Annotated in this window: 21 protein-coding genes; 6 read left to right on the forward strand and 15 right to left on the reverse strand. The window is 68.3% G+C overall.

Annotated features, from left to right (window positions below; all coding sequences use genetic code 11):
• Positions 1–34 precede the first annotated feature (34 nt).
• The 4 genes from ACP7BP_RS00335 to ACP7BP_RS00350 are packed head-to-tail and all read right to left on the reverse strand — an operon-like array spanning position 35 to position 3,879.
• The gene (locus ACP7BP_RS00335; protein ID WP_426241403.1) at positions 35–1,306 is read right to left on the reverse strand and encodes a hypothetical protein; all 1,272 of its coding nucleotides are present in this window, start codon (positions 1,304–1,306) and stop codon (positions 35–37) included.
• Positions 1,290–2,210, reverse strand: a complete 921-nt coding sequence (locus ACP7BP_RS00340) for a lysylphosphatidylglycerol synthase domain-containing protein (protein WP_426241405.1) — start codon at positions 2,208–2,210, stop codon at positions 1,290–1,292. The genes ACP7BP_RS00335 and ACP7BP_RS00340 overlap by 17 nt, the downstream gene beginning before the upstream one ends.
• Complete coding sequence (locus ACP7BP_RS00345) at positions 2,207–2,911, reverse strand: class I SAM-dependent methyltransferase (protein WP_426241407.1); 705 nt, start codon at positions 2,909–2,911, stop codon at positions 2,207–2,209. The genes ACP7BP_RS00340 and ACP7BP_RS00345 overlap by 4 nt, the downstream gene beginning before the upstream one ends.
• Positions 2,908–3,879, reverse strand: coding sequence for a glycosyltransferase family 2 protein (locus ACP7BP_RS00350; protein ID WP_426241409.1), 972 nt, complete (start codon positions 3,877–3,879; stop codon positions 2,908–2,910). The genes ACP7BP_RS00345 and ACP7BP_RS00350 overlap by 4 nt, the downstream gene beginning before the upstream one ends.
• 254 nt (positions 3,880–4,133) lie before the next feature.
• Here ACP7BP_RS00350 and ACP7BP_RS00355 point away from each other — a divergent pair, with 254 nt between their 5' ends.
• The gene (locus ACP7BP_RS00355; RefSeq protein ID WP_426241411.1) at positions 4,134–5,453 is read left to right on the forward strand and encodes a hypothetical protein; all 1,320 of its coding nucleotides are present in this window, start codon (positions 4,134–4,136) and stop codon (positions 5,451–5,453) included.
• A gap of 568 nt (positions 5,454–6,021) precedes the next feature.
• Positions 6,022–6,465: an alkaline phosphatase D family protein gene (locus tag ACP7BP_RS00360; RefSeq protein ID WP_426241413.1), complete on the forward strand. Its 444-nt coding sequence runs from the start codon at positions 6,022–6,024 to the stop codon at positions 6,463–6,465.
• Between the two features lie 31 nt (positions 6,466–6,496).
• On the opposite strand, the gene ACP7BP_RS00365 is transcribed toward ACP7BP_RS00360, so the two are convergent.
• From ACP7BP_RS00365 to ACP7BP_RS00415, 11 genes are all read right to left on the reverse strand, one after another.
• Positions 6,497–6,802, reverse strand: coding sequence for a hypothetical protein (locus ACP7BP_RS00365; protein WP_426241415.1), 306 nt, complete (start codon positions 6,800–6,802; stop codon positions 6,497–6,499).
• A complete protein-coding gene (locus tag ACP7BP_RS00370; RefSeq protein WP_426241417.1) occupies positions 6,787–7,335 on the reverse strand; it encodes a DUF4240 domain-containing protein in 549 nt (182 codons plus the stop codon). Before ACP7BP_RS00370 ends, ACP7BP_RS00365 begins: the two co-directional genes overlap by 16 nt.
• A gap of 138 nt (positions 7,336–7,473) precedes the next feature.
• On the reverse strand, positions 7,474–10,173 hold the full coding sequence (locus tag ACP7BP_RS00375) for a choice-of-anchor D domain-containing protein (protein ID WP_426241418.1): 2,700 nt from the start codon (positions 10,171–10,173) through the stop codon (positions 7,474–7,476).
• Positions 10,170–13,439: a DUF3616 domain-containing protein gene (locus tag ACP7BP_RS00380; RefSeq protein ID WP_426241420.1), complete on the reverse strand. Its 3,270-nt coding sequence runs from the start codon at positions 13,437–13,439 to the stop codon at positions 10,170–10,172. Before ACP7BP_RS00380 ends, ACP7BP_RS00375 begins: the two co-directional genes overlap by 4 nt.
• A gap of 161 nt (positions 13,440–13,600) precedes the next feature.
• The gene (locus tag ACP7BP_RS00385; protein ID WP_426241422.1) at positions 13,601–17,038 is read right to left on the reverse strand and encodes a lamin tail domain-containing protein; all 3,438 of its coding nucleotides are present in this window, start codon (positions 17,036–17,038) and stop codon (positions 13,601–13,603) included.
• 235 nt (positions 17,039–17,273) lie between these two features.
• Positions 17,274–18,662 carry a lamin tail domain-containing protein gene (locus ACP7BP_RS00390; protein WP_426241424.1) on the reverse strand — a complete coding sequence of 463 codons (1,389 nt, stop codon included), beginning with the start codon at positions 18,660–18,662 and terminating at the stop codon, positions 17,274–17,276.
• Between the two features lie 420 nt (positions 18,663–19,082).
• Positions 19,083–19,562, reverse strand: coding sequence for an IS3 family transposase (locus tag ACP7BP_RS00395; RefSeq protein WP_426243363.1), 480 nt, complete (start codon positions 19,560–19,562; stop codon positions 19,083–19,085).
• A 9-nt stretch (positions 19,563–19,571) separates the two neighbouring features.
• Positions 19,572–19,763 (reverse strand): IS3 family transposase, encoded by a 192-nt coding sequence (locus ACP7BP_RS00400; protein WP_426241426.1) that lies wholly within the window; start codon positions 19,761–19,763, stop codon positions 19,572–19,574.
• The gene (locus ACP7BP_RS00405; protein ID WP_426241428.1) at positions 19,760–20,263 is read right to left on the reverse strand and encodes a transposase; all 504 of its coding nucleotides are present in this window, start codon (positions 20,261–20,263) and stop codon (positions 19,760–19,762) included. The genes ACP7BP_RS00400 and ACP7BP_RS00405 overlap by 4 nt, the downstream gene beginning before the upstream one ends.
• Before the next feature lie 56 nt (positions 20,264–20,319).
• Positions 20,320–20,526, reverse strand: coding sequence for a hypothetical protein (locus ACP7BP_RS00410; protein ID WP_426241430.1), 207 nt, complete (start codon positions 20,524–20,526; stop codon positions 20,320–20,322).
• 241 nt (positions 20,527–20,767) lie between these two features.
• Entirely contained in the window at positions 20,768–21,226 is a 459-nt protein-coding gene (locus ACP7BP_RS00415; protein WP_426241431.1) for an ANTAR domain-containing protein, read from the reverse strand.
• Between the two features lie 404 nt (positions 21,227–21,630).
• Between ACP7BP_RS00415 and ACP7BP_RS00420 the strand changes: the two genes are divergently transcribed.
• Genes ACP7BP_RS00420 through ACP7BP_RS00435 form a run of 4 tightly spaced genes read left to right on the forward strand, consistent with a single transcriptional unit; the run spans position 21,631 to position 24,257 of the window.
• Positions 21,631–22,179 (forward strand): dihydrofolate reductase family protein, encoded by a 549-nt coding sequence (locus ACP7BP_RS00420; RefSeq protein ID WP_426241432.1) that lies wholly within the window; start codon positions 21,631–21,633, stop codon positions 22,177–22,179.
• Positions 22,180–22,190: 11 nt separating this feature from the next.
• On the forward strand, positions 22,191–22,535 hold the full coding sequence (locus tag ACP7BP_RS00425; RefSeq protein ID WP_426241434.1) for a DUF1801 domain-containing protein: 345 nt from the start codon (positions 22,191–22,193) through the stop codon (positions 22,533–22,535).
• A 17-nt stretch (positions 22,536–22,552) separates the two neighbouring features.
• Entirely contained in the window at positions 22,553–22,978 is a 426-nt protein-coding gene (locus ACP7BP_RS00430; protein ID WP_426241436.1) for a YciI family protein, read from the forward strand.
• A gap of 22 nt (positions 22,979–23,000) precedes the next feature.
• Positions 23,001–24,257, forward strand: a complete 1,257-nt coding sequence (locus ACP7BP_RS00435) for an RNA polymerase sigma factor (RefSeq protein ID WP_426241437.1) — start codon at positions 23,001–23,003, stop codon at positions 24,255–24,257.
• Positions 24,258–24,268 lie beyond the last annotated feature (11 nt).

Raw genomic sequence — 24,268 nt, forward strand, 5'->3', positions numbered from 1 at the left:
GTCCACGATGGTGCGGCGGTGGGGGCAGACGCGATCACGACCACGTCCACGCACCTGCCCAGCCACCGTCGTGCCGGGGGTAGCCGACGCTCTGCGTCGCGGCGACCAGCCAGACGGCCACGCTGAGCGCGGCCAGCGCCACCAGGGCCCGATCATCGCGGCGGACCCACCGTGACGCGTCCCGAGGCTGCGGGGACGGGTTCCTCCGACTCACGAGCAGCAGCCAGCCCAGGAGCATCGGCTCACACCCCCAGCGCAGGTAGGCCTGCCCGCGGTCCCACACGGGAAGGCAGGCCACGACGACGAGGTAGCCGACCAGGGTGACACGCTCGTGGACGGGCTGGTCGCGGTGCCGCAGGGCTGACGCCGCGATGGCCAGCGCCGCGAGCGTCGGCACCAGCAGCACGAGGTTCGACCACTCCGCCGCGGGGTGGGTCAGCGCATGCCCGAGCTGGTTCAGCAGCGCGGTGACCGGGGCACCGAACGGGTTGTCCGCAGGCGGCTCCGGCACCTGCTCCGCCCATCGGGCACGCACCCACGTGCGCCACCCGGCGTAGCCGACCAGGGGCACAGCGCCGACCCACCAGGGCGGAGTCGTCCGGCGACCTCCAGAGTGACGCCTGCCGACCACGAGGCCAGCGAGGAGCACAGCGACGGCCAGCACCAGCGTGGTCTCCCGGGTCAGCGCGGCAGCGGTCAGGGCCAGGGTGGCGAGCACGAACCGGCGCGCACGCAGGGCGCACAAGGACCCGAGGAGGAGGGCGCACGCCAGGGGTTCCGTCAGATCCTGGCCGACACCGACGACGTACCCGCCCCAGGCCGCCGGGATCGCGCCCCACCACGGGTTGCGTCCGACGTCGCGGGCCACCCGGACAGCGAGGATGACGAGGGCGAGCGCGGAGAGCAGGTTCACCAGCAGCATCGCCTCCGCGACCAGACTGCCCCTGCCGCCGGCCGAGGCCACCCACGCCACAGCCGGGTAACCGATGCGTGTCTGCCAGTAGGCGGGGCGGGTGAACGTGATCCCGTCCGCCGTGACCTCATCGGTCAGGGGGTCGCGGGCCAGTCGGTAGTAGGCCTGACCGTCGTACCCACCGGTCCCCTCGGTGACCAGCAGGGAGTCGGGAGCGGCGGTGATGTCGGTCGTGTGCTCGCCGGCCGTGACGAATCCGCTCGCGTCGCCGGCGAAGACGACGAGCCGGGCACCGACGAACATCAGGTACGCCACCGCCACCACCGCGACGACAACGCCGACACCCGCGCGCCGCCCGGCCAGCCCCGGCACGCCCTCACGCGTTGCGGACACCGGCGGCCTCCCGAGCCCGGGTCCGTGCTGCTGAGGCCGCGGCCCCGGCGGCGAGCGCGAAGTCGGCGAAAGTGTGGGCCGCTCGCGCGAGCAGGGCTGCGGCAGCAGCAGCGGGAACGCCGACCACCGGGGACAGCAGGGCGACGAGCACCGCCTCCCGGGCGCCGAGCCCAGCCGGCGCCAGCACCAACATCACCCCAGCGGCGTGGGCGAGGGCGAACGCCGCCACCGCCGTCAGCACATCCTCGGGCGCGAGGCTGGCCGAGGGCACGAGAACCCACAGGCACGCGCCGTAGCAGGCCCAGGTGCCCGTCATCAGCGCCAGGGACCGGACCAGGTCCACCGCAGTCAAGCTCATTGGGACCTCCGCGCCGGACATCCGGTCGCCCAGGAAGCGGAGCACCGGTGGCGCCAGAGCGGCGGTCGCGGCGCCGGCCAGGAGCAGCAACCACGCCCGGCCGAGGTCGATGTGGATCGCTCCCCCGGCGGCAAGCACGCCACCGAGCGACAGCCCACTGAAGGTGTGCAGCACCAGGAACAGCGCCGAGGCGGTGACGCTCGACCGCACGGGCACGCCGTACCGACGACCCAGCTGCGCCTGCGCCGCGAAGCTCCACACCGAGCCTGGCACGTACTTGCCGAGCTGACCGACGAAGAAGACGGCGCCGGCGCCGCGGAGGTCCACGCGCGACCCGACGGCGGAGAGCAGGTTGCGCCAGAGCACGCCGGTGAGCGCCAGTCCGGCGAGCGCACCCAGCACCGCCCCGCACAGCCGGGCCGGGCCGGTCTCGGCGAGCGCGTCGCCGATCTCTTGCCATCTCCCTGCGAACCCCCACCAGGCGAAGCCGATGGTGGCGAGGACGAAACCGACTCGGGCGCCGCGCAGCGCCTGCGCACGCGTCATGCGGTTCCGGTGGGACGCAGGAGAGCCGTGCGCGTGGGGTAGGGCAGGGCGGGCGTGAGGCCCCGCGTCATGGTCACGGCCAGTCGGTCGCCGACGGTGTCGATGGCCTCCATGTACCGGCGCCGGTCGACGTTGTCGAAGACGATGATGCCTCCTGGGGAGAGCCGATCCACCGCGCGGGCCAGACATGCTTCGCGGGCGCGTCCGTCGATGACGACAAGGTCGAAGGTGCCTGCGACGTCGTCGATCGCCCAGACGTAGTCGGCGAAGTCCAGGCCGGCGTGACCGGGCTTGGCCGATGAGGCGACCGGGGAGGCACTCACCTCCGGCTCCACCACCTGCAGGGTCACGTTCCCGGGCAGTCTCGGCGCAAGGCTGGCCGCCCAGTCCGCGTGGTGTTCCACCGAGTGCACCGACCCGGCGCGCGATGCCAACCACAGCGTGGACGCGCCGGAGCCCCACTCGAAGACGCGCGCCCCGGGGTGCGCACGCAGGTGGGCGGCCACGAGGCGAGCGGACTCGAAGGTCCACCAGGGAAGGTCCAGGCGACCCAGTCGGTCAAGGTCGTGGATCGCGAACAGCGAGACCAGCCAGGTCACCATCCGCGACCGCGGGGCGAGCCGCTCGAGCGCTGAAAGAACGCCGACCGCGCGCAGCGGGCCTCCGATGGCCCGCACGCCCCGGACATAGAGGTGCTTCACAGCATCCCCGCGGTGTCCGGCACACGCAGGATGTCGAAGCGTGCGCGCTTGGTGTGCTCGAGGTTCGTCTCGATCAGCGCCCGGTTGGTGCGGATGAGGTCGGAGATGATCCCGAGCATCAGGCACAGAGACGACATGACGATCAGCGCGGCTCCGACCAGCAGGGACTGGACGTGCCCACCGCCCTCGCCGAGCGCCGTCAGGATCGCGTAGCGGACGTACGGTGCCACCCCGAGCAGTCCGAACAGGCCGGCCATCAGACCGAAGATCACGTACGGCCGGTACATCACGTACGCCCGGACGATCGCCGCGCTGGACCGGAACACGTGCTGGCGGGTCGAGGAGAACAGACGGGACTCGCGCGTCTTGGGGTTGGTCAGCACGGGTATGCTGGCGATCGCCAGGTTCTTGTTGCCGGCCTGGATGATGGTCTCCATGCAGTAGGAGAACCGGGTCACCGTGTTGAGACGCATCAGGCTCTCGCGCGAGTAGGCGCGGAAGCCGCTGGCGGCATCCGGCAGTTCGGTGCGGGCCGCAAGGTTCACGACCGACGATCCAAGCCTCTGCAAGGCCTTCTTGGACGGGGAGAAGTGGTCGATCAGTCCGACCTGACGGTCCGCGACCACGATGTCGGCCTCGCCGCGAACGATCGGTTGCACGAGGTCTGCGATCCTTTCCTGGGGATACTGGTTGTCGCCGTCGGTGTTGACCACGATGTCCGCGCCGAGGCCGAGGGCGTGGTCGATGCCGTCGGTGAATGACCGGGCCAGGCCCTGGTTGCGGTGGTGCCGAACGAACTCGGTGACGCCGTGCGCACGGGCGACCTCCACTGTCCGATCAGTGCAGCCGTCGTCGATGACGAGCACCACGATCTCGTCGATCCCCGCGATCGCGGTCGGGATCGACGAAAGGACGCGCGGGAGGGTCTCCTCCTCATTCAGACAAGGAATCTGCACGACGAGCTTCATGCGGGCCTCACCGGGTCGGGCGGTCTGCAGCTTCGGTCCGAGCGAGACTAAGGACGGCTGTGGGCCGGGACGGGGCCTCGGAAGTGACGGCCCGACGAACTCTGGGCGAGCACCTGCTACGCCGCTCGCCCGCCACCGGAGATCGCCCCGACAATGGGTCCATGTCTGGCGGCCGTGGCACCCCACGGCACCGTTCCCGGTGGCTGCTGCCGACGGCACTCTTCGGTGTGTGCGCGGTTGTCTACGGGCTCACGGTGAGTACCAACCCGAGCCCCGACGCGTTCACCGCAGACTTCGCTGCGTGGCACATTGCCCGCACCGGCGACCCGGTGCCCGACATCTCCGACTTCCCCCTGCTCGACGACAACCTCATCCGGGAGACCTGGATCGTCGAGACCGACGACGGACGCGAGGCGGTGGGCCGGGCACCCGGGGTGATCGCCCTGGCCGTGCCGGCGTACGCCCTGATGCGCTCGACCGGGATCAGCGCGGTGCCGGGCGGCCTGACGGCTGCCCTGCTCAGCGCTGCCGCCGTCGTGCTCTTCTTCCTGCTGCTGCGCGACCGGACCGGCTCCCGCACTGCGTTGGTCGCGGCCGCGCTACTCGCGTTCGCCACCCCGGTGTGGTCCGTCGCCGCTGACGCGATGTGGCCGCACACGCTCACCACCGTCGGCATCGTCGGCATGGCGTGGGCAGCCGACAGGCGTCAGTGGTGCCTGGTGGGCTTGTTCGGTGGCGTCGCGTTGTGGGGCCGGCTGCACGCTGCCCTGGTGTGCGCCGTGCTCGGGGTCGGCCTGGCGTTCTGCCGCCGCCGGCCGGCCATCGCGCTCTTGGTCGGGGTGACCGCGGGGACGACGCTCTTGCTCATGGCGGTGTGGACGGAGTGGATGTACGGCTCGTGGGACCCGACGTCCGGCTACCGCGCCGGGGACTTCAGCGAGCATGTGCGCGACAACGTGCTCGACCTCCCGAACTACCTCGGCTTCGTGGTCTCGGCGGACCGCGGGCTGCTCTGGTGGTCGCCGCTCCTCGTGCTGCTCTTGCCGGCGGCGTGGCGCACCCGACGCGAGCTGCCGGACTGGAGCCGATGGCTGGCTCTCGGAGGAGTGTCGTACCTGCTGAGTCAGGCGGTGCTCAACCGGTTCAGCGGGGGCGACCAGTTCTACGGCTACCGGACCAGTCTCGAGCTCGTGGTGTCGCTCGCGCCGGCGATGGCATTGAGTGCTCACACCATGAGCCCACGTGCGCGACGCTGGTTCACGCCGCTGGCTGTTCTGCAAGTCGTCCTCATCGCCCCGGGTGCGCTGCTCGATGGGTTCTACAGCCCGGTGGCCGACGTGTGGTGGCGCAACGCCTTCCTCGACGCGCTGGTGCGACGCCCCTCTGACCTGCTGCCTCTGGCCACCGGTGCCTTCGTGGCCACGCTGCTCGCCGTACACCTGCTCAGACACCCTCGAGTGGTCGGCACGCTTGAGGCAGACGCGCCAACTCCGAGGCGCGGCGGCGACAGCGGCGCGCGGCCGCCACAGGTCCATCCGCGCCCTCACCGGCCAACCAGCCGTGACTCTCGCTAGGCATGACCACCCACACCAGCACGCGGCCAGCTGCGAGGTGACCTCGAGCTTGGAGAGGATCGATTTCACCTGGGTGCACCGTAAGAACGTGCACAACAGCAAGGAAAGGGTCCGGGAGACAATAATCGCTAGCTGCCGGTGCGCCGGTTGGCGCTCATACCACGTTGGGGAACACGACACACGCAGGACTTCGACTCGATAGCCGACACGTGTGGCATCAAGGCATGTCTCAGCTCGGTAGGCGATCGGCTCTTCTCGCGGGTGTGGGCATCGGCGCCACGCCGCCCGTTCCGGGGAGGTGACCACCAACTCCGCCGACCTGTGGGCGCGGTCATCCGGTCCGGCCGGATGACGGTGAGGCTGGAGAGCAACGGACGCAGGCTCCGGTCGCTCCGCGGCCCCTGGGTCGACGAGCGCACCGATCACACCGGGCGAATGCACCTGCGAGTCCGCGCCTGGCCGGCGATACGGCGCAAGCATCTGGTTCACCCGCGAGAACGGAGCTATCGGCCAGACCGAGCGGGTCAGCTTCAGCACCGCCCCCATCCACGCGGCACCCACCTCCTTGGTGTGGTCAGGCGACACCTGTGGCCAGGGGTTCGGCATCAACGAGGAGCTGCGAGGACTCGCCACCTACGCCGCCATCCTCCGCACCCGGCCCGACCTCTTCGTGCACTGTGGCGACACGGTCTACGCCGACCTCGAGATCCCGCCTCCCTGCAGGAGGAGTCGGGCCAGGTCTGGCGCAACCTCGTCAGCGACGGCGTCGAGAAGGTCTCCGAGACACTCGAAAAAGTTCCGGGGCCGTCACCGTTACGTGCTCCAGGACCAGCACGTCCGGACGCTCTACGCCGAGGTTCCGACCATCGCCCAGTGGGACGACCACGAGACTTTCCACGCAAGGAGGGATTGCTCGACAGGACCTTCGGCCCCAGGTGGTCTTCTCGAAGGGCAACGACTCATCCCTGAGACAGTCCCCCCGCGACGGGAACCAGCTTGGGGGAGTCTCTAGATAGCCCAGATAGACGCACACCGGCCGGCGTCTATCTCGCGAGCTTGCTCAACTTCTCCCGAACGGCATCTTTGACTGCCTTGACGACAGCCTCGATCTCGCGATCGATCTGTTCGCGCACCCCGGACCTCAGGCGAGCGATGTCACGCACCATCTGCACGTCCCAGTAGTCGCGATGTCGACGCACCCTCGTCAACTCGTTGCCCCTACCTGAGTGCAGACCGGGGTCCCGCGGCAACTGGTCGTACTCCAGACCAATCGACACTCGCGGGATCACTCCGCTTTCCCGAGCGTCGAGGAGCCACTGCTCGCGTGCGTCGGTCAGCCCAGTCTCCACCCGCATCCAGAAGCCCGCATGAACCATGGCTGTCGACACCTCGTGCGATGCATCCTGTTGTACTCCCACGCCCAGTCGACCCACGGCTCACGACGATCGAGCGGGATCTTGGGTCCCCCAGGCATCTCGACCGCGTCCGGAATCGCATCGCCCGAGGAATTCCTCATGTCCAGGGCCTGAGCCGCGACGGCGGCCAGATCCTCGGCGTCATCGAGGTCCCAGGAGCCCGCCACCGCATGAGGTTGTTCCAAGATTCCCTCGAAGCGCTCCCGACCTGCTGCGATGATCGCGTACTTCAACGAGTCGATCGCATCGTCGGTGAGCGGCGAGCCAGTGCCGTCGTCCACCACCTCTCGTGCCGCGCGGTAAAAGGTTGTGGTCTCCAACTCGTTAAGAGCAGGGACCATCCCGGCCTCGAAGTCCCAGATCTCTTCGAGTCGACCTTCCGCCAAGGCTGTGGCTAAACGGACGACCCCGTCCTCAGAGACGGTCCCGCCCAATATGGCGATCTGGTTCCAGAACACTTCGTTCACGTGCAGACCCTTCCCTTATGACCGAAGGGACAGTGGCCATTTCGTGTGAAGTCTTCGCCCTCCGGCCGTACGACGTAGAGCGCCCAGGTCGACATGCCATCCGGTGGCCGCACACACCTGGTCGAACGTCCTGCAATATCAACGACGTGCCGTGATGGTTCGCTTCTTCGTGGCTTCTGCCACCTGATAGGTCGTCACGGCACTTCCCGTGGCGACGCTCGTGGTGAGCTTCGGCACCTGCACGGTCACCCGTACCTTGCGGCCGACCTTGACCTTGCCTGCCTTTGTTCCTGTCAGCTTGATCGTGGCGGTGCCCCTGACCAGCTTGACCCTGTACGTCTTCTTGGCACCGGCGATCCTGACGGTGATCTCCTGGTTCAGGCGCGGCGCCGGCACTCCCTTGGCGCGGACCGTCACCCGCACCCGACGCTTCGACAGCGCCTTGACCGACACCGCCGCGTTGACGATCCGGGTGACATTCGTTGTCGTGGCGAGAACCCTCTGCGTGGGAGCTGAGTTCCGCGAATCCGTGACATACCCGGCCGCTGCGCCACTCACCGTCACGCTGAGTGCACGGCCCACATCCGTGTTGATCACGGTGTACGACGGCGACACCGCGCCAACGATCGGTTCACCATCGTGCAACCACTGGTAGGAGAACTCCGCCACCGGCGTCCAGGCCGGCACCGACGCCCGGAGCGTGTCTCCCACGTTCGGCGACAGATCGTTGATCGACGGGGTTGACACGTTCGTGAAGACAGCCGTGGATCTACCCGACAGCGTGAGCGAGCCGAGGCCCGTGCCCGAGCTGGCGGCGATCTCCAGTCTGGCGGTCGAGAGCTGCCCCGCCCGGGTGGGCGCGAATCGCACGTGTGTCTCGCACGTCGCACCGACCGGGAGGGTCGCGTCGACGCAGGACTCGTCCTCGACCTGGAAGTCGCGCGCGGACAACGCGTCGTCGTCGGTCAGCGCCACGTCGCCGATCGTGAGCGGTTTGGCGCCCGTGTTCGTGAGCGTCACCGTGCGCTCGGCCGACCTCTCGCCCACTCGTTGCTCGGCGAACTCACCCGAGCCGGTCACGGTCGCGCGCAGGCCCATGGAGCCGGCCAGGGTGACGACGTCCGTGCGAGCCTTGCGCAGCAGGTCCGCGGCGATGTCCTTCTGCTGGGTCGTCAGGTACTTCGCGTCGAAGTCTTCCTGACCGCCCGGCCAACGCAGTCCGGATGGGGCGTAGGGGCAGCCGTAGCCCTGATCCATGATCAGCCGCACCTGGGATCCGGCGGTCAGCTGGGCAGGCATCTCCCCGATGCCTTCCCACGCGCCGGCTGTCCCGTAGCACTCCTCCACGTCGCGGGGCACGACGGTCGTGAGTCTCTCCGGCACGGTTGTCGGGTTGCCGTCCCAGTACCAGAGCAGCTGGTCGCGCTTGACGTCGGTGGGCGTGTTGTGCGGCACGGCATCGGCGGTCAGCAGCAGGTACTCCCCTGCCGCGTTCTTGCGGATCTCGCGCAGGGAGTGCCCGCCCAGGTCGAGCTCGATCGGTGGCCCGAAGACCCCCTTCGTCGCCTGGCCACGGGTGAGCTGCTTGATGTTGGTCACCGGCACGATCAGCGCCCTGCCACCGGCGGCCCGGCCGGTGAGGGGCCCTCGAAAGCCGAGGTAGAGCGTGCTCCCGTCGGGGGCGAACTCCGAGGCCTCGATGTTGAACTGTGAGGGCCCGTCCGGCCCGTTGCCCTCAGCCGCAGCGGCGGCGAATCCGTAGCGGTTGCCGTTGGCCTGGTCCCAGGCGATCAGGTCCTTGCGCAGGCCGTTGTACTTGCCGACCGGTGTGAGCTTGGCGTCCGCACCGCTGCCGCTGATCGTGGTCTCGTAGACGACGTGCCGGCTGGTCTGGACCTCGCCCTTCTTCGAGTTGCCGTGCGCCCCCAGCCAGAACACCGAGTCGCCCGTGCGCGCCGACGACTCGTAGTCGTCCTCCCCGGTGAGGGGGCCGGGATCGAACACGGCCACGGGTGGCCCTGAGACCTCGTCGTCGTAGAGCCGGATCTCGTGGCGCTCGTCATCGGCGACGAACAGGTAGCCGTCACCGGCCGCGATCGCCGTCGACGCATCGGACGTCATCTGCATGACCCGGCTCGTGGGTGTTGTCGCAGCCGATGCGTAGTAGTCCAGCGAGTAGCTTCCGGTCGCACCGGTCGTGCCAGTCACCGTGAACACCAGCGTCACGTTGCCGCGCTCGGTGGGCGCGAACGACACGTGCCGCACGCTTCCCGTGCTCGTCACGCTGACCCCACTGGCATCGAGCGGCTGCACCCGCTGTCCCTTCTGGATCGCCTCCACCGACACCGTCAACGTCGAAGAGTCGACCAGCGTCTGGTCGTCAGCAGCCAGCTGCCCGACGAACAGGTCGACTCCCGGGTCGGTCGGGTCGCCGATCACGCTCGACTGAGCGTCCGGACCCATCAGCGAGACCTGCCCGAGCGGTGGCTTGGCCAGTGTCCCGATCACCGGTACCTGGGATCCCGAGCTGGTCACGACGCCAGAGTCGGGCGTCCGCAGGGTCTCGCCTGTGCCCGCACACACCCGCTCGACGCTCAGCCGTCGCCCCAGGTCCTCAGCGCGCACCGTGTAGGTGTTGATGACCTGCCCCTCGATGAGTACGCCGTCGCGGAACCATCGGTCCGGAGTACTGAAATCGCAGGGGAACGAGTAGTCCATCACCTGACCGACCTGCACGACCTCGTCGATCGTGGGGGCATCGGCGGCCTGGGCCGCGATCGGCATGAGGGTCAGACCCACCAGTCCGGCAAGGACGCCCGCTGCCGTCGAGGTCTTCACTTGCGCACCTTCACGTTCTGCCACTTCGACGCATTGGGAACTGTGTAGTCGGTGACCAGCATGCTGCTGGTGGCGACCCTCACGGTCAGGGTGGGCACCGACACCCTCACGCGGACCTTCGCGCCGGGCTTGATGGTGCGGGCCCTCCTACCGATGAGCTTGACGACGCCTTTGCCGTCGGTCAGCTCGAGGCGGTATGACCCCTTGACCCCGGCCACCTTGACGCTCCCCTGCTGGTCGAGAAGCCGATTGTCGAGGCGGCCGGCCGAGACCGTCACCTGCACCCGGCGCTTGGGCATCGCCTTCACCGACAACGTGGCCTCGACCGACGTGGTGATGATCGTGCCGGGAGCACCGGGGGTTCCATCGGTGCCGTCTTGGCCGTCCTTGCCGGGCTCCCCCTTCGGCAGGGTCGTCGAGGTGCCCGACAGGTCCACGGTGCGGCTGGGGCCGGCGAGGTTGGACTCGATGACCAGCCGGGCCTTCGATGCCGTGCTCACCCGGGCAGGGGCGAAGCGCACCGCGATCCGGCATGAGGCACCGGGCCCGGGATCGGTGTAGGCGCACGTGTTCTGGCTGACAAGGAAGTCGCTTGCCTGATCGCCGTCACCGTCTACGTAGACCCGTCCGACACGCACGCGCTCCGAGCCCGTGTTGGTGATCGTGACCACCTGTGGGGCGCTGACGGTGGTGGCCGCCTGCTCGGGGAACCGTCCGGAACCGGTGACGGTGCCGGTCAGGCCGAGGTTGCCGGTCAGGGTGAACACGTCAGTGCGGGCCTTGCGCGTCAGGAGATCGTCCTTCTTGTTCTCGGTGTTGTCGCTCGCGATGTCGTAGAGCGCGTCGTAGCCCTGGTCCATGATCAGCCTGACCTGTGAGCCGTTGGTCAGGTCGTCGGGCAGCTCGCCGATGCCCTCCCAGGCCCCTGCATTGTCGGTGTGGAACGGCTCGACGTCCTTGGTGACCTCGGTGGTCAGCGGGACGGCCGGGTCTTCGGGGAAGCCCGTCCATGCGAAGAGCATCTGGGTGCTCTGCGGGGTCCACATGCCGGGGGTGCCCGAGACGATGAGGTACTGGCCGGCGTCGTTCTTGCGGATCTCGCGGATGTCGTGCCCGTCGAGGTCGAGCAGGATCGGCTCACCGAACTGAGCCTCCGTCGCCTTGCCTGTGGTGAGCGCCGGGAGGTTCTCGACCGGCACGATCAGCGCCAGCTGCTTGCCGTCCTTCTCGACCACCGGCGAGCGGAACCCCAGGTACAGCTCGCTGCCATCGGGCGAGAACTCGGCTCCCTCGAGGTTGAAACCGTTGGCCAGGTCGGGCTGGACGCCGTCAGCGGCCGCCGCGGCAAGGCCGAGCCGATCGCCGTGCGCACGGTCCCACGCGATGACGTCCTTGCGCAGGCCCTTGTACTCGCCGGTCTTGACCAGGCGGGCGTCCGCGCCCGTGCCGGAGACCTTCGTCTCGTACACGACGTGCCGGCTGGTCTGGAGGTCTCCGTCCTTCTTGTTGCCGTGCGAGCCGAACCAGAACATGGTGTCGTCATGGCGGGCCGAGGACTCGAAGTCGACCTCGCCGTTGACCAGCAGCGTCTCGGACTCCCACACCGCAGACCGGGAGACTTCCGGGTCGTAGAGCCCGATCTCGCTGCGCTCGTCGTCGGCGACGAACAGGTAGCCGTCCCCGGCCGGCAGTGCCGTCGAGGAATCGCCCTGGCCGATCAGTACGCGACTGGTGGGGGTCGTCCGGACCGAGACGGCGTACTGCAGCGGCGTCGTCGACGTCGTGCCGTCGGGACCGGTCACGGTCAGGCTGAGGTTGGCGCGGCCGCGGCCGACCGGCGAGAACGACACAGCACGCACCGGCCCCGACCCGGCGATGCTCACCCCGGACGCCGGAATCACCGCGGGTGCCTCGGATGCCGCTGTCACCGTGAGCTTCGAGGGGTCAACCCGGTTGCCGGCCGCGTCCGTCTGACCGACGTTGATCGTGATGCCGGGGTTGGTCGGGTCACCCACCACGCCAGTCTGCTTGGCCTGGCTGGGCACGATCGCCGGGGTCCCGGCGGTCGTGCCGGTCACCGACGTCGTGGGGGCGGAGACGCCCTCCTGCCCGCCACAGGTCACGCGCACCGTCAGGCGGCTGCCGACATCGGCGGCGACGACCTGGTACCGCTCACCCGTGGCGCGTGCGATGTCGACGCTCTCGCGCTGCCACTGGAAGGCGGGCTCGCACGTGGCCCTGACGACGCTGCCGCCCGCGGCCTTGAGGGTCTGGCCGACGGCTGCGGCGCCGGCCACAGTGGGATCGGTCGGCGTGTCGAAGAGGTGCACCGTCCAGCTGGGAGAGATGGCGATGCTCTCCGCTGACGAGTTGGTGAGGGTCAGCCTCTTCGTGGTCTGGTCGTAGGCGCCCTCGTTGGGGTTGGTCGCGGTGATGGGCAGCACGCGAGAGTCCGCGCGAACCAGCGGCACCTGGATGCCGCCGGCCTGGTAGGCGCCGCCGTAGACGGACTGACCTCCGCTCGTGGGCCGGCCGGTGAAAGGGATGAAGGTCGACAGGTCACTGACCCGGTTGCCGTCGAGCTTCAATGCCCCGGCAGTCGTCCCCAGCCTCGTGCCCGCGTAGCGAGCGAGTGGCGTGACGTCCTCGATCCGGTTGTCGGACAGGCGCACGCCGCTCGCGTTCGTCAGTCCGGAAAGGGGAGTCACGTCGGTGATGCGGTTGGCCGACAGATCCAGAGTGAGGACCGACGAGAGCTGTGCGAGCGAAGAGACGTCGGCGATCTGGTTGTCCGAGAGCTGGAGTGTCTCAACCCGATCCAGGCCTGCGAGCGGCGAGACGTCGAAGAGCCGGTCGTCGGCCAAGCTCACGGATCTGAGCGTGGTGATCGCGCCGATGCTGTCGAGGGTCCCCTGAAGTGCGCCGCCGGTGAGAGTCAGCGTGGTCAGCGGCAACTCGGTCAGCGGGCTGGCGTCTGTGAGCGCCCGGTCACCGACGACGCTCAGCGTCGTGAGGCGGGTGAAGGCCCCGAGCCCGGTCAGGTCGGACACTCCCTCCTGGTCGGAGACCGACAGGGAGGTCAGGCTCCTCGCCTCGGCGACGGTGACGGGCTGATCGACAAGGCGACCCGAGCCGAGAGCTGAGTTGACCGCCTTCTTCAGCACGGTGTCGGGGATGTCGACCAGGTCGTTGTCGGCCGCCTGGGCGACCGGCGCGGCCACCGTCAGGCCGGCAACCATCAAGGCTGCGGCGAGCGTCGCGGTCATCGGGCCACGCGCGCGGCGAACAGAGGGGTGTCGAAACGCGAAAGAGCGCATGGAGGGTCTCCTGGGCGTGGCCCGGTGTCAGGCGTGGGGAGGTGGACGTGAGTGCTTGGGGGCAGGCCCCGCCCGCCGGACGACGGGCGGGGCTGCCGTGAAGTGGGGTTCTACTTGAGCCGGACCTTGACCGTCTTGGTCGCCTTCGCGACGGTGTAGGTCGTGGTCGTGACGGTCGTGCTGGTCGACGACTTCGCCTCGGTCGTCAGCTTCGTGAGCGTCAGCGTGACCTTGACCTTCGTGGTGTTCTTCGGGTTCTTTGCCTTCGAGCCCAGCGCGAGGGTCGCCTTGCCGTCCCTCAACTTCACCGGGTAGGAGCCGTCGACCCCTGCGACCTTCACGGTGATCTTCTTGTCCAGCAGCGAGACCGGCACGTTCATCGCCGTGACCGACAGCCGCAGCTTCTTGCCCTTCGCCGCGGTGACCTTGACCGAGTACTTCGACGTGACCGACTTCTTCACCTGGGTCGGGGGCTTGTTCACGACCTGGGCGGTGGCCGCACTGGCCTTGCTCGCCGTCTCGTAGCCCTCGGCACTGCCGGTGACCTTGACGCTCAGCGTGTGTCCCTGGTCGTCAGCGGCGACGGTGTACGACGCGGACGTCGCACCCGTGATCGGCTGACCGTCACGCAACCATTCCCACGTGAAGGACGCTACCGGCGCCCACGCCGCGACCGTCGCCGTAAGCGTGTCGCCGACGGTCGGCGTGCCGCCACCGATGACCGGCGCCGGAGCGCTGCTGAACACGAGCTGGGCGACCTTCGCTGTGGCCCCGGACGTCTTCTCCGCAGTCGCGTGACCCTCCGCGGTGCCGGTCACCTTCACGCTCAGCGCATGACCTGCATCAGCGGCCGTCGTCGTGTACGACACCGACGTCGCACCCGCGATCGACTCACCATCGCGCAACCACTGATAGGCCATCGACGCCACCGGCGACCACGCCATCGTCGAGGCCGTCAACGTGTCCCCGACCTTCGGCGACACATTGTCGATCGTCGGAGCCGGGGCACTGGTGAACGCACCCGCGGTGACCGCGGCGGTGGAAGCCGACTCAGTCGACGAACCGGCGAACTGGGAAGCGATCCTGATGCCGCGCACCTGCAGAGAGATCTTGTGCCCGAGGTCCGCGGGAGTCACAGCATAAGAGACCTTCTTGGGTCCGGCCCCTCCGATGCCTTGCGTCGCCTCATCAGTCGCACCCGCGATCGGCTGCCCGTCGCGCAGCCACTGGTACGCATAGCCCGGCTGGTAGTTCAGCGTGGCGGGGAGACAGGTGGCCCATGCCTCATGGGTCGCGGTGATCGTCTCGCCCACCTTCGGACTGGTTGTGCTCAGCACCGGCGTCCTCTTGGACTCCGTGCTCCACTCATCAGCCCCCACGGCTGCGGTCTGCAGCGCCCAGGACTTTGCCGCGTAGCCGGGCCGGTACACCGTCACCAGCAGCCGGTAGGCCCGCTGGAGCGTCACGTCCACCGTGGTGCCCGAGACCGTGTACATCGGGTGACTCGGGCTGGTTGCCCCGGCGATGTCGTCGTATCCGGAACCACTGCCATTGATCAGCTGCCATTGGTAGGTGACCCGGTCCGGAGCCGGTGTGATGCCCGTGATGGCGGACGTGACGGTGTCGCAGTAGCGCGGAGAGGTGGTCGAGAGCGTCGGGGCACCGGCGAACTCACCCACCGTGACGGTCACCGTGAACGGCGCGCTGGACACCGAGTCGTCGTACGGGTCGGCGTCGCCGGAGGAGACGTAGCGGGCGGTGACCTGATGGGCGGTGCCCGACGGCGAGCCCGCCAGGCCGTCGGCCGTCCAGTCGGCCTTGCCGGCCGTCACCGTGACGGGGCCGGAGACATCGTTGCCGTCGACTGCGAAGACGACGGTGCCGCCCGCGTCCGTGGCCAGATCGGTGCTGTCAGGCTTGGTCACCGTTGCCGTCAGGGCTGCCGACCCGGTGGTGCTGGTCGCATCACCGGTGACGGCGACGGTCGGGATGACCGTCGGCGGGGGAAACTCGTTGACCGCACCGAGCGTGCCGCCACTGGTCGTGGCCCACACGCCGGCGCCCGGCAGCGTACGACCGTAGGTTGTGGTCGCGTGGGCGGTCCATGTGTACGCGTCGATCGGAGCGGTGGTCAGATCGGTCGTACCGGGTGCGAAGATACGCACCGAATCGCCGCTGCCCAGGCCGAACTGCCCGGTCACGGCCGGGTCGTCGGTGCGGATCGTCTCGTATCCCTTGGCCGGGATCGTGGTGCCGGCCGGCACTACGATCTTGTGGGTGTCGTCGCTGTCCGCGACCACGAGCCCGCCCAGGTCGACCGCGACACTGGCGGGGTTGTAGAGCTCGACCCAGTCACCATTGGCCGCGTCACCGTTGGACTCGACCTCGTTGACCCGCAGGCCCGCGAGCCTTTCCGGGGCCTCGGAGAAGTACACCGTCCACATGTAGTTGCCGTCGCCGATCACGTCCAGGAAGGGCGCCGCCGGGTCGTTGGAGATCAGCCGATCGGTGGCGTTGTCATAGGATCCCGCATCCGTGGGAAGTACGACAGTCGGGTATTCCCCCTGCCAAGTGCGCAGCTTGATGGGCACACCCCCGTCTTGGTAGGGCCCGGCGTAGAGCTTCTGCCCGAAGGTGCTCATCGAGGGACCCCCGATGAATCCGACCAGCGGCGACAGATCGGCCACCCGATTCTGCGAGACGTCGATGGTCTGGCCCGAGAAGTTGAGGTCGTACTCGCTCTTATCGGCGAGCAGCGAGAGCGGCGAGACGTCCTCGATCAGGTTGTTGCTCAGGACAAGTCCCGTCAGCGCCTTCATGTCCGCGAGGAAACTGATGTCGGCCACGGAGTTCTCAGGAGCGGCGAGCTGCCGCAAGTCGGACATCGCTGCGACCGGAGAGAGGTCGCGGATCTGGTTGCCCTGCACGTCGAGGCGGGTGAGATTCGCGAGCTTCGTCACGGGTGAGACATCGGTGATCCCGGCGTACTGCGCAATGAAGTCCTGCAGGGTCGGGATCTCTGGGAGTGTCTGCAGCTTCGCGTCAGGCAATGAGTAGTACCTCAGCGTGAGGTAGTCCAGGTTGCTCATCGACCCCAGCGCCGACAGGTCCGACGAGATCGTCCCTGCGCTGTTGGCGGGTTGCAGACTCAGCGTCTGTATCGAGCTTTCCGCGAACGGCTCCAGCGAGATCGTGCCGGCCGCGTTGTAGATGGTGAGGTCATTGAGATTCGGGAACGCGGCGACTCCGGTGAAGTCCGCGATCGGACTCACCACACCGTCGTCGTAGCTCTGGACTGATGTCACTGTCAGCGCATCCGCCGGGCTGATGTCCTGGTCGGGCGTGCGGCTCGTGCCGGTGGTCGAGGCGATCGTGTTGTTGAGCACGGCCTTGAAGGTCACGTCCGGCACGTCGACGACGTCGGCGGCCCGGGCCCCCTGCGGCATTGCGACCAATGCCACGAACGAGAGCGCGAAGACGACGAGCGTGCCGACGAGCTTGCGGGTGTGAGGGGCGGTGTGCCTCTCGCCGGCCGGGGGCCGGGACATGACTGGGTCCATCGTGGATGATCTCCTCGGTCTGGAGCTTCCGCCCCGCACAGCGTGGGATTGGCACAACTCTTCGAAGGTAGGCCGTCTGTCGCGGACGGCGAGGAAACAGGTCGAAGACAGGTGACGAACGCTTGTCGTCAGCCCTTTGGGCGGTGCGTACATGGGTGCTGCCGGGGTCCGCAGACCCCGGCAGCACCGGTGGAGCTATTCAGTTGTCAGTCATGCGCGACGATCAGTTGTTGGCAGAGCCGAACGTGCCGGCCGACGTCGTGGTGAACGCGCCGGTGCCGTTCGGGATGCGCCCGTAGGTCGTGGTCGCGTGCGACGTCCAGCTGTAGGAGTCGACCGGTGTCGCCGTGGCGATATTGATCGTGCCGGCGTTGAAAAGCCGCGCCGATTCGACGTTCCCCAGGCCGAACGAACCGTCGACCGCCGGGTCGTCGACGCGGAAGGCCCTGTAGGCCCCCGGAGCCAGAGCGGGAGTGGTCGCCGGGATGCCGAACACGTGAGTGTTGTCAGCGTCGGAGATGGCCGCACCGGCGATCACCTGAGAGACCCCGCTCTTGTTGTACAGCTCGACCCAGTCACCGTTGGTGGAGTCGTTGTTCGACTCGACCTCGTTGATCACGACGTTGCCGGCAAGCGACGGGGGTGTCGCAGCCGAGCCGTTGGCCGTTCCGAAAGTGGCCGCCGCCGTGTTCGTAAAGGCGCCTGAGCCGTTAGGGACGCGTCCATACGTCTTCGGCGAGTGCGTGTTCCACGAGAACGAGTCGACCGGGGTCGCCGTCGCGAGGTCCACGGTGCCGGCGACGAACAGGCGTGCCGAGTCGACGTCACCGAGGCCGAATGCCCCGACTTCGGCAGCGTCCTGCACGACGAACGCCTTGTATCCGCCAGCCGGAATGGTGGTGCTGGCCGGGATGGTGAAAATGTGGCCGTTGTTGTTGTCCGACAGAATCGCCCCGGACACGTCGATCGCGGCCCCCGTGACGTTGGTGAGCTCGATCCAGTTGCCGTTCACCGCGTCGCCGCTGGACTCGACCTCGTTGATCTTGATCTTGTTGAGGAGCGCCGCCGGGCTCGGGTTCACGGACCCGGCGTAGGAGTTCGGCCCGTTGTGGGTGCTGGCCGTCGTCGTGACGAAGGGGCCGGTCCCGTTCGGGAAGCGACCGTAGGTCGTCGATGCGTGGGTGGCCCACGTGTACGAGCTTACCGGGGTGCCCCCGACCGCGGCGGCCGAGGCGTACAGACGTGCCGCGTCGGCGCCGCCGAGACCGAAGTCACCCTGCGGGCCCGAGGCGTCCGTCTGGAAGGTGGCGTAGCCGTGTGGTGCGATCGTCCCGCTGATCGTGACGACGTGGCTGTTGTCGTTGTCGGTGAGAACCGCGCCGTTGAGGCTGACGCTGTCGGTCGGGTTGTTGTTGTACAGCTCGATCCAGTCGCCGTTGGTCGCGTCGCCGTTCGACTCGACCTCGTTGATCACGACGTCGTTGATGGTGCCGACCGCGTTCGCCGACGGAGCGGCCAACAGGGCCACCGCACCGAGCGACGAGACCAGGCCCGCGACGGCGAGCGCTGCCACACCGGACCGCGAGGCCCGGCGCATTGAGATACCCTTCATGATGACTCCTTCAGAGTCGCTGATGAGGCGCCACGGCAATGGCCGCCTCGTGAGAGTTACAGTGAGTGTTGAGGGGCACCGCCGAGGCGGTGCCCCTCAACGCATTTGACGCTAGGGCCCGGTCCCGTGTTTGGCTAGAGATCCAAAACGACACCTTGGTGGAGACTGAACTAACACTCACTCAGCGGGCCGTCGCGGTGCCGCAGTGGGGTATATGTGTCATGGCCGGAAGGGTCGGGTCGTGCCCGAGCTGTGACGAAGGTGGGCCTTCGCGTCCAAGGAGATGTGGCCCCGAGGATCAGCTCGAGATCTCGTCGCAGGCGCACGAGCCGGCTCCAGTGGCCGACTTCTCCTCAAGCCAGCCGTCGAATGACGCCATGACGTTCACCCCGGCTTAGGCCACCCGTGAAGTGACACCCGTCAGGTGCACACCTCGTTGTGTGTCAGGTGCATCTTCTCGTAGTCGTCGGGGCTGAGGTTGTTCAGTCGGGAGTGCCGGCGTCGGGTGTTGTAGAAGCCCTCGAGGTAGGAGAAGACCTCCATCTGCAGTTCGTGGTGGCTGGGCCAGGCCCGGCGGTGGACGAGCTCGGTCTTCGGGGTGGCGAAGACGCTCTCGGCCATGGCGTTGTCGAACGCGGATCCGACCCGGCCCATGGAGGCGAGCAGGCCGGAGGCGCACAGGGTCTTGCCGAACTCATACCAGGTGTATTGGCTGCCGCGGTCGGTGTGGTGGAACAGCCCGGGCTCGGGTCTGCGGGTGTGGATGGCCATGCCGACGGCGTCGAGGACCAGTTCGGAGCGCAGGTGGTCGACCATCGCCCAGCCGACGACCTTGCGGCTGAACGCATCGACGACCACGGCCAGGTAGACGAAGCCCTCCCAGGACCGTAGGTAGGAGATGTCGGTGACTCAGAGCTGGTTGGGTGCGGTGGCGGTGAACTCGCGCTGCACCAGGTCCGGTGCGGTCGCGGTCGAGCCGGTCTTCTTCCCGTACTTGCCGCGGCGCCGGCGGTGCACGCCCTCGATCGCGCCCAGGCGCATGAGCCTGACCACCCGTTTGCGGTTCCAGGGATGGCCGCGGTGGTTGATCTCCGCGGTCATCCGACGGGCGCCGTAGGTGCGGCGGTGCTCGACCCACGCGCCGTGAAGGGCGTGGATCGCATAGGCTCGTCCAGTTCGGCCGGCGTCGGGCCGCCACCGCGTCGAGCCCAGGCAAAGAAGGTGGTCGGGCTGATGCTGAAGACCCGACACAGACGACGCACTCCATAGATGGTCTTCTCCGCGGCGATGAACGCACACACCTGCCCGCGGCCACCCGCCGTCTCCTTGGCGAAGAAGACCGCGGCTCTTTTCAGAATCTCTCGTTCCGGCTCAAGCTCGGCGACCTTGCGACGTAGCCGCGCCAGCTCCATACGCTCATCACAGGACAACCCGGCCGGTCTTGCGGCCTGCTGTCGCTTGGCCGCGTTCACCCAGTTGCGTAGCGTCTCGGGGTTGATGCCCAGCTCGTTGGCGACATCGCGGATGCTGCGATGACTGTCGATGACCAGCTGCGCGGCACGCAGCCGGAACTCCTCGGGGTACTGGCTCCGTCGGCCCATCCGGGCCCTCCTTCCATGGCGCTATGCCAATTCTGGAGGTGTTCAGCCAACGGGTGTCACTTCAATTCGCCTTGATTGATCGCTCCCGCACTCCGAGTTCCCATAGGTGAATAGGGGCTTTGTGCGGCCTGCTTGCGGATCTTGACGGCGGAGAAGCCACGGCTGATGCCTTCGAGCACGGCGTGCAGCCGGTGGCCCTCGGGGAGTATGGCGTCGACGAAGGGCTGGCTGATGTCGATGCGGCGTCCGCTCGTCCTGAGCATCCGCTCGACCAGCTCGCAGACCAGCGCCGGCGGCTGGAGCGGGCAACCCGGGCGACCAACTTCCCCACCACCGTGTTCACCGCGCGTCCGGCGATCCGGCGTACGAGATGGGCCTCCCGCTGCAGGTCGACCTCTCGCTACACACGATCGGACACCCGGCTTTGACGCGAAGCTCGGGCGCGACGACACCGGGCGACCGCCGGCTGGGGAGACCTCTAACCTTCCACGCCGGCGCCGACAGTCAGCTGGTCGGTGCCTCTTCCGCGGGGAGGTCGTGCAGGAGCACGTCGAAGGTCTTGCGCATCCCGACGTCGCTCGTGGCGCCGGCGCTGGCGGCGTCGCCGAGGCGCTTGGCCAGGTCGCGGACCTTCACGTTCTTGTTCTGGGACCACCAGCGGAGCAGATCGAAGGCCTGCTCGGCGTCGAGGCCGTAGGCGAGCATGAGGCAGCCCACGGCTCGCTCGATGGTCGCCCGGTGTCGTGCCGACTCGGTGACCGCCTCCTGGGCGAGCTTCTCGCTCTCCTGGCGGAAGTCCTCGGTCAGGTCGACGTAGTAGCCGTTGATGGCAGTGACGTCCCGACCCACTCCCTCGCGGAAGCCGCCTTCGCACACCAGCAGGACCTTGCGCTCGACGCCGTCGGAGGCGTTGCGGCGATACGAGATGCTGAACGGCGCGCCGTCGATCGCGGCTCGGGCCAAGACCCAGCCACGCGTTCGCGGTCCTCCGAGTGCTTGCACGCGAGCATGTACTCGGTCGTCGGGGTGATCGCCCCGGGCTGCAGTCCGTGGATGCGGAACACTTCGTCGTCCCAGTCCCAGACGCCCGACACCGTGTCGTAGGAGAACGCTCCGACGCGAGTCTCGGTCGTCGGGTGCGCCCTCGGCTCGTCGTTGCTCTGGGTCGCAGTCACAGACGGCCTTGCTGAGAGTTGGTGAGCCCGCTGCGTTGCGATGCCATCCTTCCTGATTCTACCGAGGCGCGAGACGAACCGTGTGAAAGGCGTCTCCAGAATCTTTTCCAGCAAGTTGTCGAAGAACCTGGGGCTCGCACGAAGGACGGGTGAGGACCAGAGCGGCTGGTCCACCAGCGGACGGAGTCTCACATGCGACGCATCATCGCCTCGACCTACACCACGCTCGACGGATTCATCGACAACCCGCACGAGTGGTCGCTGCAGTACACCGACGCCGGCGCCCAGCAGTACTCCCTCGACCTCACGCTCGGCGCGAGTGCTCTGCTGCTCGGCCGGGTCACCTATGAGGGCATGGCGCAGGCGTGGCCGCACATGGGGGGCAACCCGTTCGCCGATCACATCAACTCGATCGACAAGTACGTCGTGGCCTCGGAGCCCGTCGACAGCGCGGCCTGGGGCCCGACCACCGTGGTTCCTGGCGGCGACCTACTCGACGGCATCGAGCAGCTCAAGCGGGAAGGGGACGGCGATGTCCTGATCTGGGGCAACGGCCGGCTGACCGACGCCCTGGCCACCGCGGGCCTGCTCGACGAGTACCGTCTGTGGGTCTGCCCGGTCATCAAGGGCGACGGCGAGCCCGTGTTCCGACCGGAGAGCCGCACCGGCCTCGAGCACGTCGACACCACGACGTTCGACTCGGGTCTCGTCGTCCTGTCCTACCGCGTCACCGCCGCGTGAAGGGGCAGGGGATGAACAACGACGTCAGCGCCTACATCGACGCCACTCTGCCCTGGCAGAACACCGTCTGCACCGCCCTGCGAGCGACCGTGCACAGCACGCTTCCCGAGGCCGGGGAGACCCTGCAGTACGGCAAGCCGCACTTCACCGCCGACGGCCGGAACCTCGCCGTCCTGCACGTGGCCGCCACTAAGGTGTCGTTCATGGTCTTCGACGCGGCGGACGTCGAGCCAGTGCCGGGGCTGCTCCGTTCGCTGGGGTCCGGCGACCGCAAGGTCGTCGACTTCCGTGAAGGCGCGTCCGTCGACCCCACCTTCATTGCCGACCTGCTGCGCCGCACGGCCGGCCGCGACTGACACGAAAGGACCGAACCATGCGCGTGATGGTCATGACCAAGGGCGATGCTGCCGACGAGGGCAAGGGACAGCCGACCCAGGAGATGTTCGAGAAGATGCACGCCTTCAACGAGCAGCTGGTCAACGCCGGCATCATGCTCGGCGGCGAGGGCCTGAAGCCCACCGAGGCTGGTGCCAAGGTCTCGTTCTCGGCGGCGGGGACCTCGGTCGTGGACGGCCCGTTCACCGAGTCCAAGGAGGTCATCGCCGGCTACTGGATCTGGGAGGTCAGCTCCATGGCGGAGGCTGTCGAGTGGGCCAAGCGGTGCCCCTTCGACCCGTCGTACGGCGACTCGCAGATCCTGGAGATTCGTCCGCTGTTCGACATGGAGGACTTCGCCGAGACCGTGGACGCCGAGACGCTCGCCAGCGTTGAAGAGCTGCAGAACCGCGCCTCGCAATGAGTCCGGGACAGACGACGGCCTGATGATGGAGCTGCGTGACTCGGTCGAGGCGCTGTGGCGGATCGAGGCGCCGCAGCTGATCGCCACACTCGCCCGACGCATCGGAGACCTCGACATCGCGGAGGACCTGGCCTCCGAGGCGTTCGTGGCTGCCCTGGAGCAGTGGCCCGTCGACGGGATGCCGCCGCGGCCGGGCGCGTGGTTGATGACGACCGCGTGGCACAAGGCGATCGATCGTGCCCGGCGTGAGGAGACGGCCCGCAAGAAGGCGCCGCTCCTCGTCGCCGGGCACGCCGGCGAGCTCCCGGACGTCAGCGACGAGGCACTCGCGCCGATCCCCGACGACCTGCTCACCATGGTGTTCACGACCTGCCACCCCGTGCTCTCCCCCGAGGCCCGGGTCGCCCTGACACTGCGGCTGTTCGGGGGCCTGAGCACCGACGAGATCGCCCGCGCGTTCCTCGCGCCCTCGGCGACCATCGGTCAGCGCATCTCGCGCGCGAAGCGGACCCTGGCCGAGGCCCGCGTGCCAGTCGAGGCGCCGACCGCCGAGGACCTTCCCGACCGCCTCCGCGCGGTTCTGGAGGTGCTCTACCTGATCTTCAACGAGGGCTACTCAGCCTCCTCGGGCGACACCGTCGTCCGCGTCGACCTCGCGGTGGAGGCGATGCGCATGGGACGCGTCCTCGCCGGACTGCTGCCGACCGAACCCGAGGTCTTCGGCCTCGTCGCGCTGATGGAGCTGCAGGCCTCGCGGTTCCGGACTCGCGTCGACGAGGACGGCATCCCGGTCCAGCTCGAGCACCAGGATCGCCGCCGGTGGGACCGCACCCTGATCGACCACGGCCTCGGCATGCTCGACCGCGCCTTCGCCCTGGCCCGCCCCCTCGGGCCCTACTCCCTGCAGGCCGCGATCTCAGCCTGCCACGCACGGCCCGCCACCTTCGCCGACACTGACTGGACAGCGGTCCTCGCCCTCTACGACGCCCTCCTCCAGCTCACCGCCTCGCCGGTCGTCGAGCTCAACCGAGCCGTCGCCCTCCTCCACGTCGACGGGCCCCAGGCCGCACTCGACGCCACCGAGTCCCTCCTGGACGATCGCAGACTGGCCGGCTACCACCTCCTCGGAGCCGTCCGCGGTGACCTCCTGTCCCGCCTCGGCCTGCACGCGGATGCCGCAGCAGAGCTGGAGCGCGCATCCGAGCTCGCCCCGACGAAGCAGGAGCGGCATCTGCTCCTCGGCCGCATGACCGACGCCCTCGCCGCGGCCGCTCGCTGACCAGAGGCGGG

The sequence above is a fragment of the Nocardioides sp. LHG3406-4 genome, from assembly GCF_049897745.1.
Lineage (GTDB): Bacteria > Actinomycetota > Actinomycetes > Propionibacteriales > Nocardioidaceae > Nocardioides.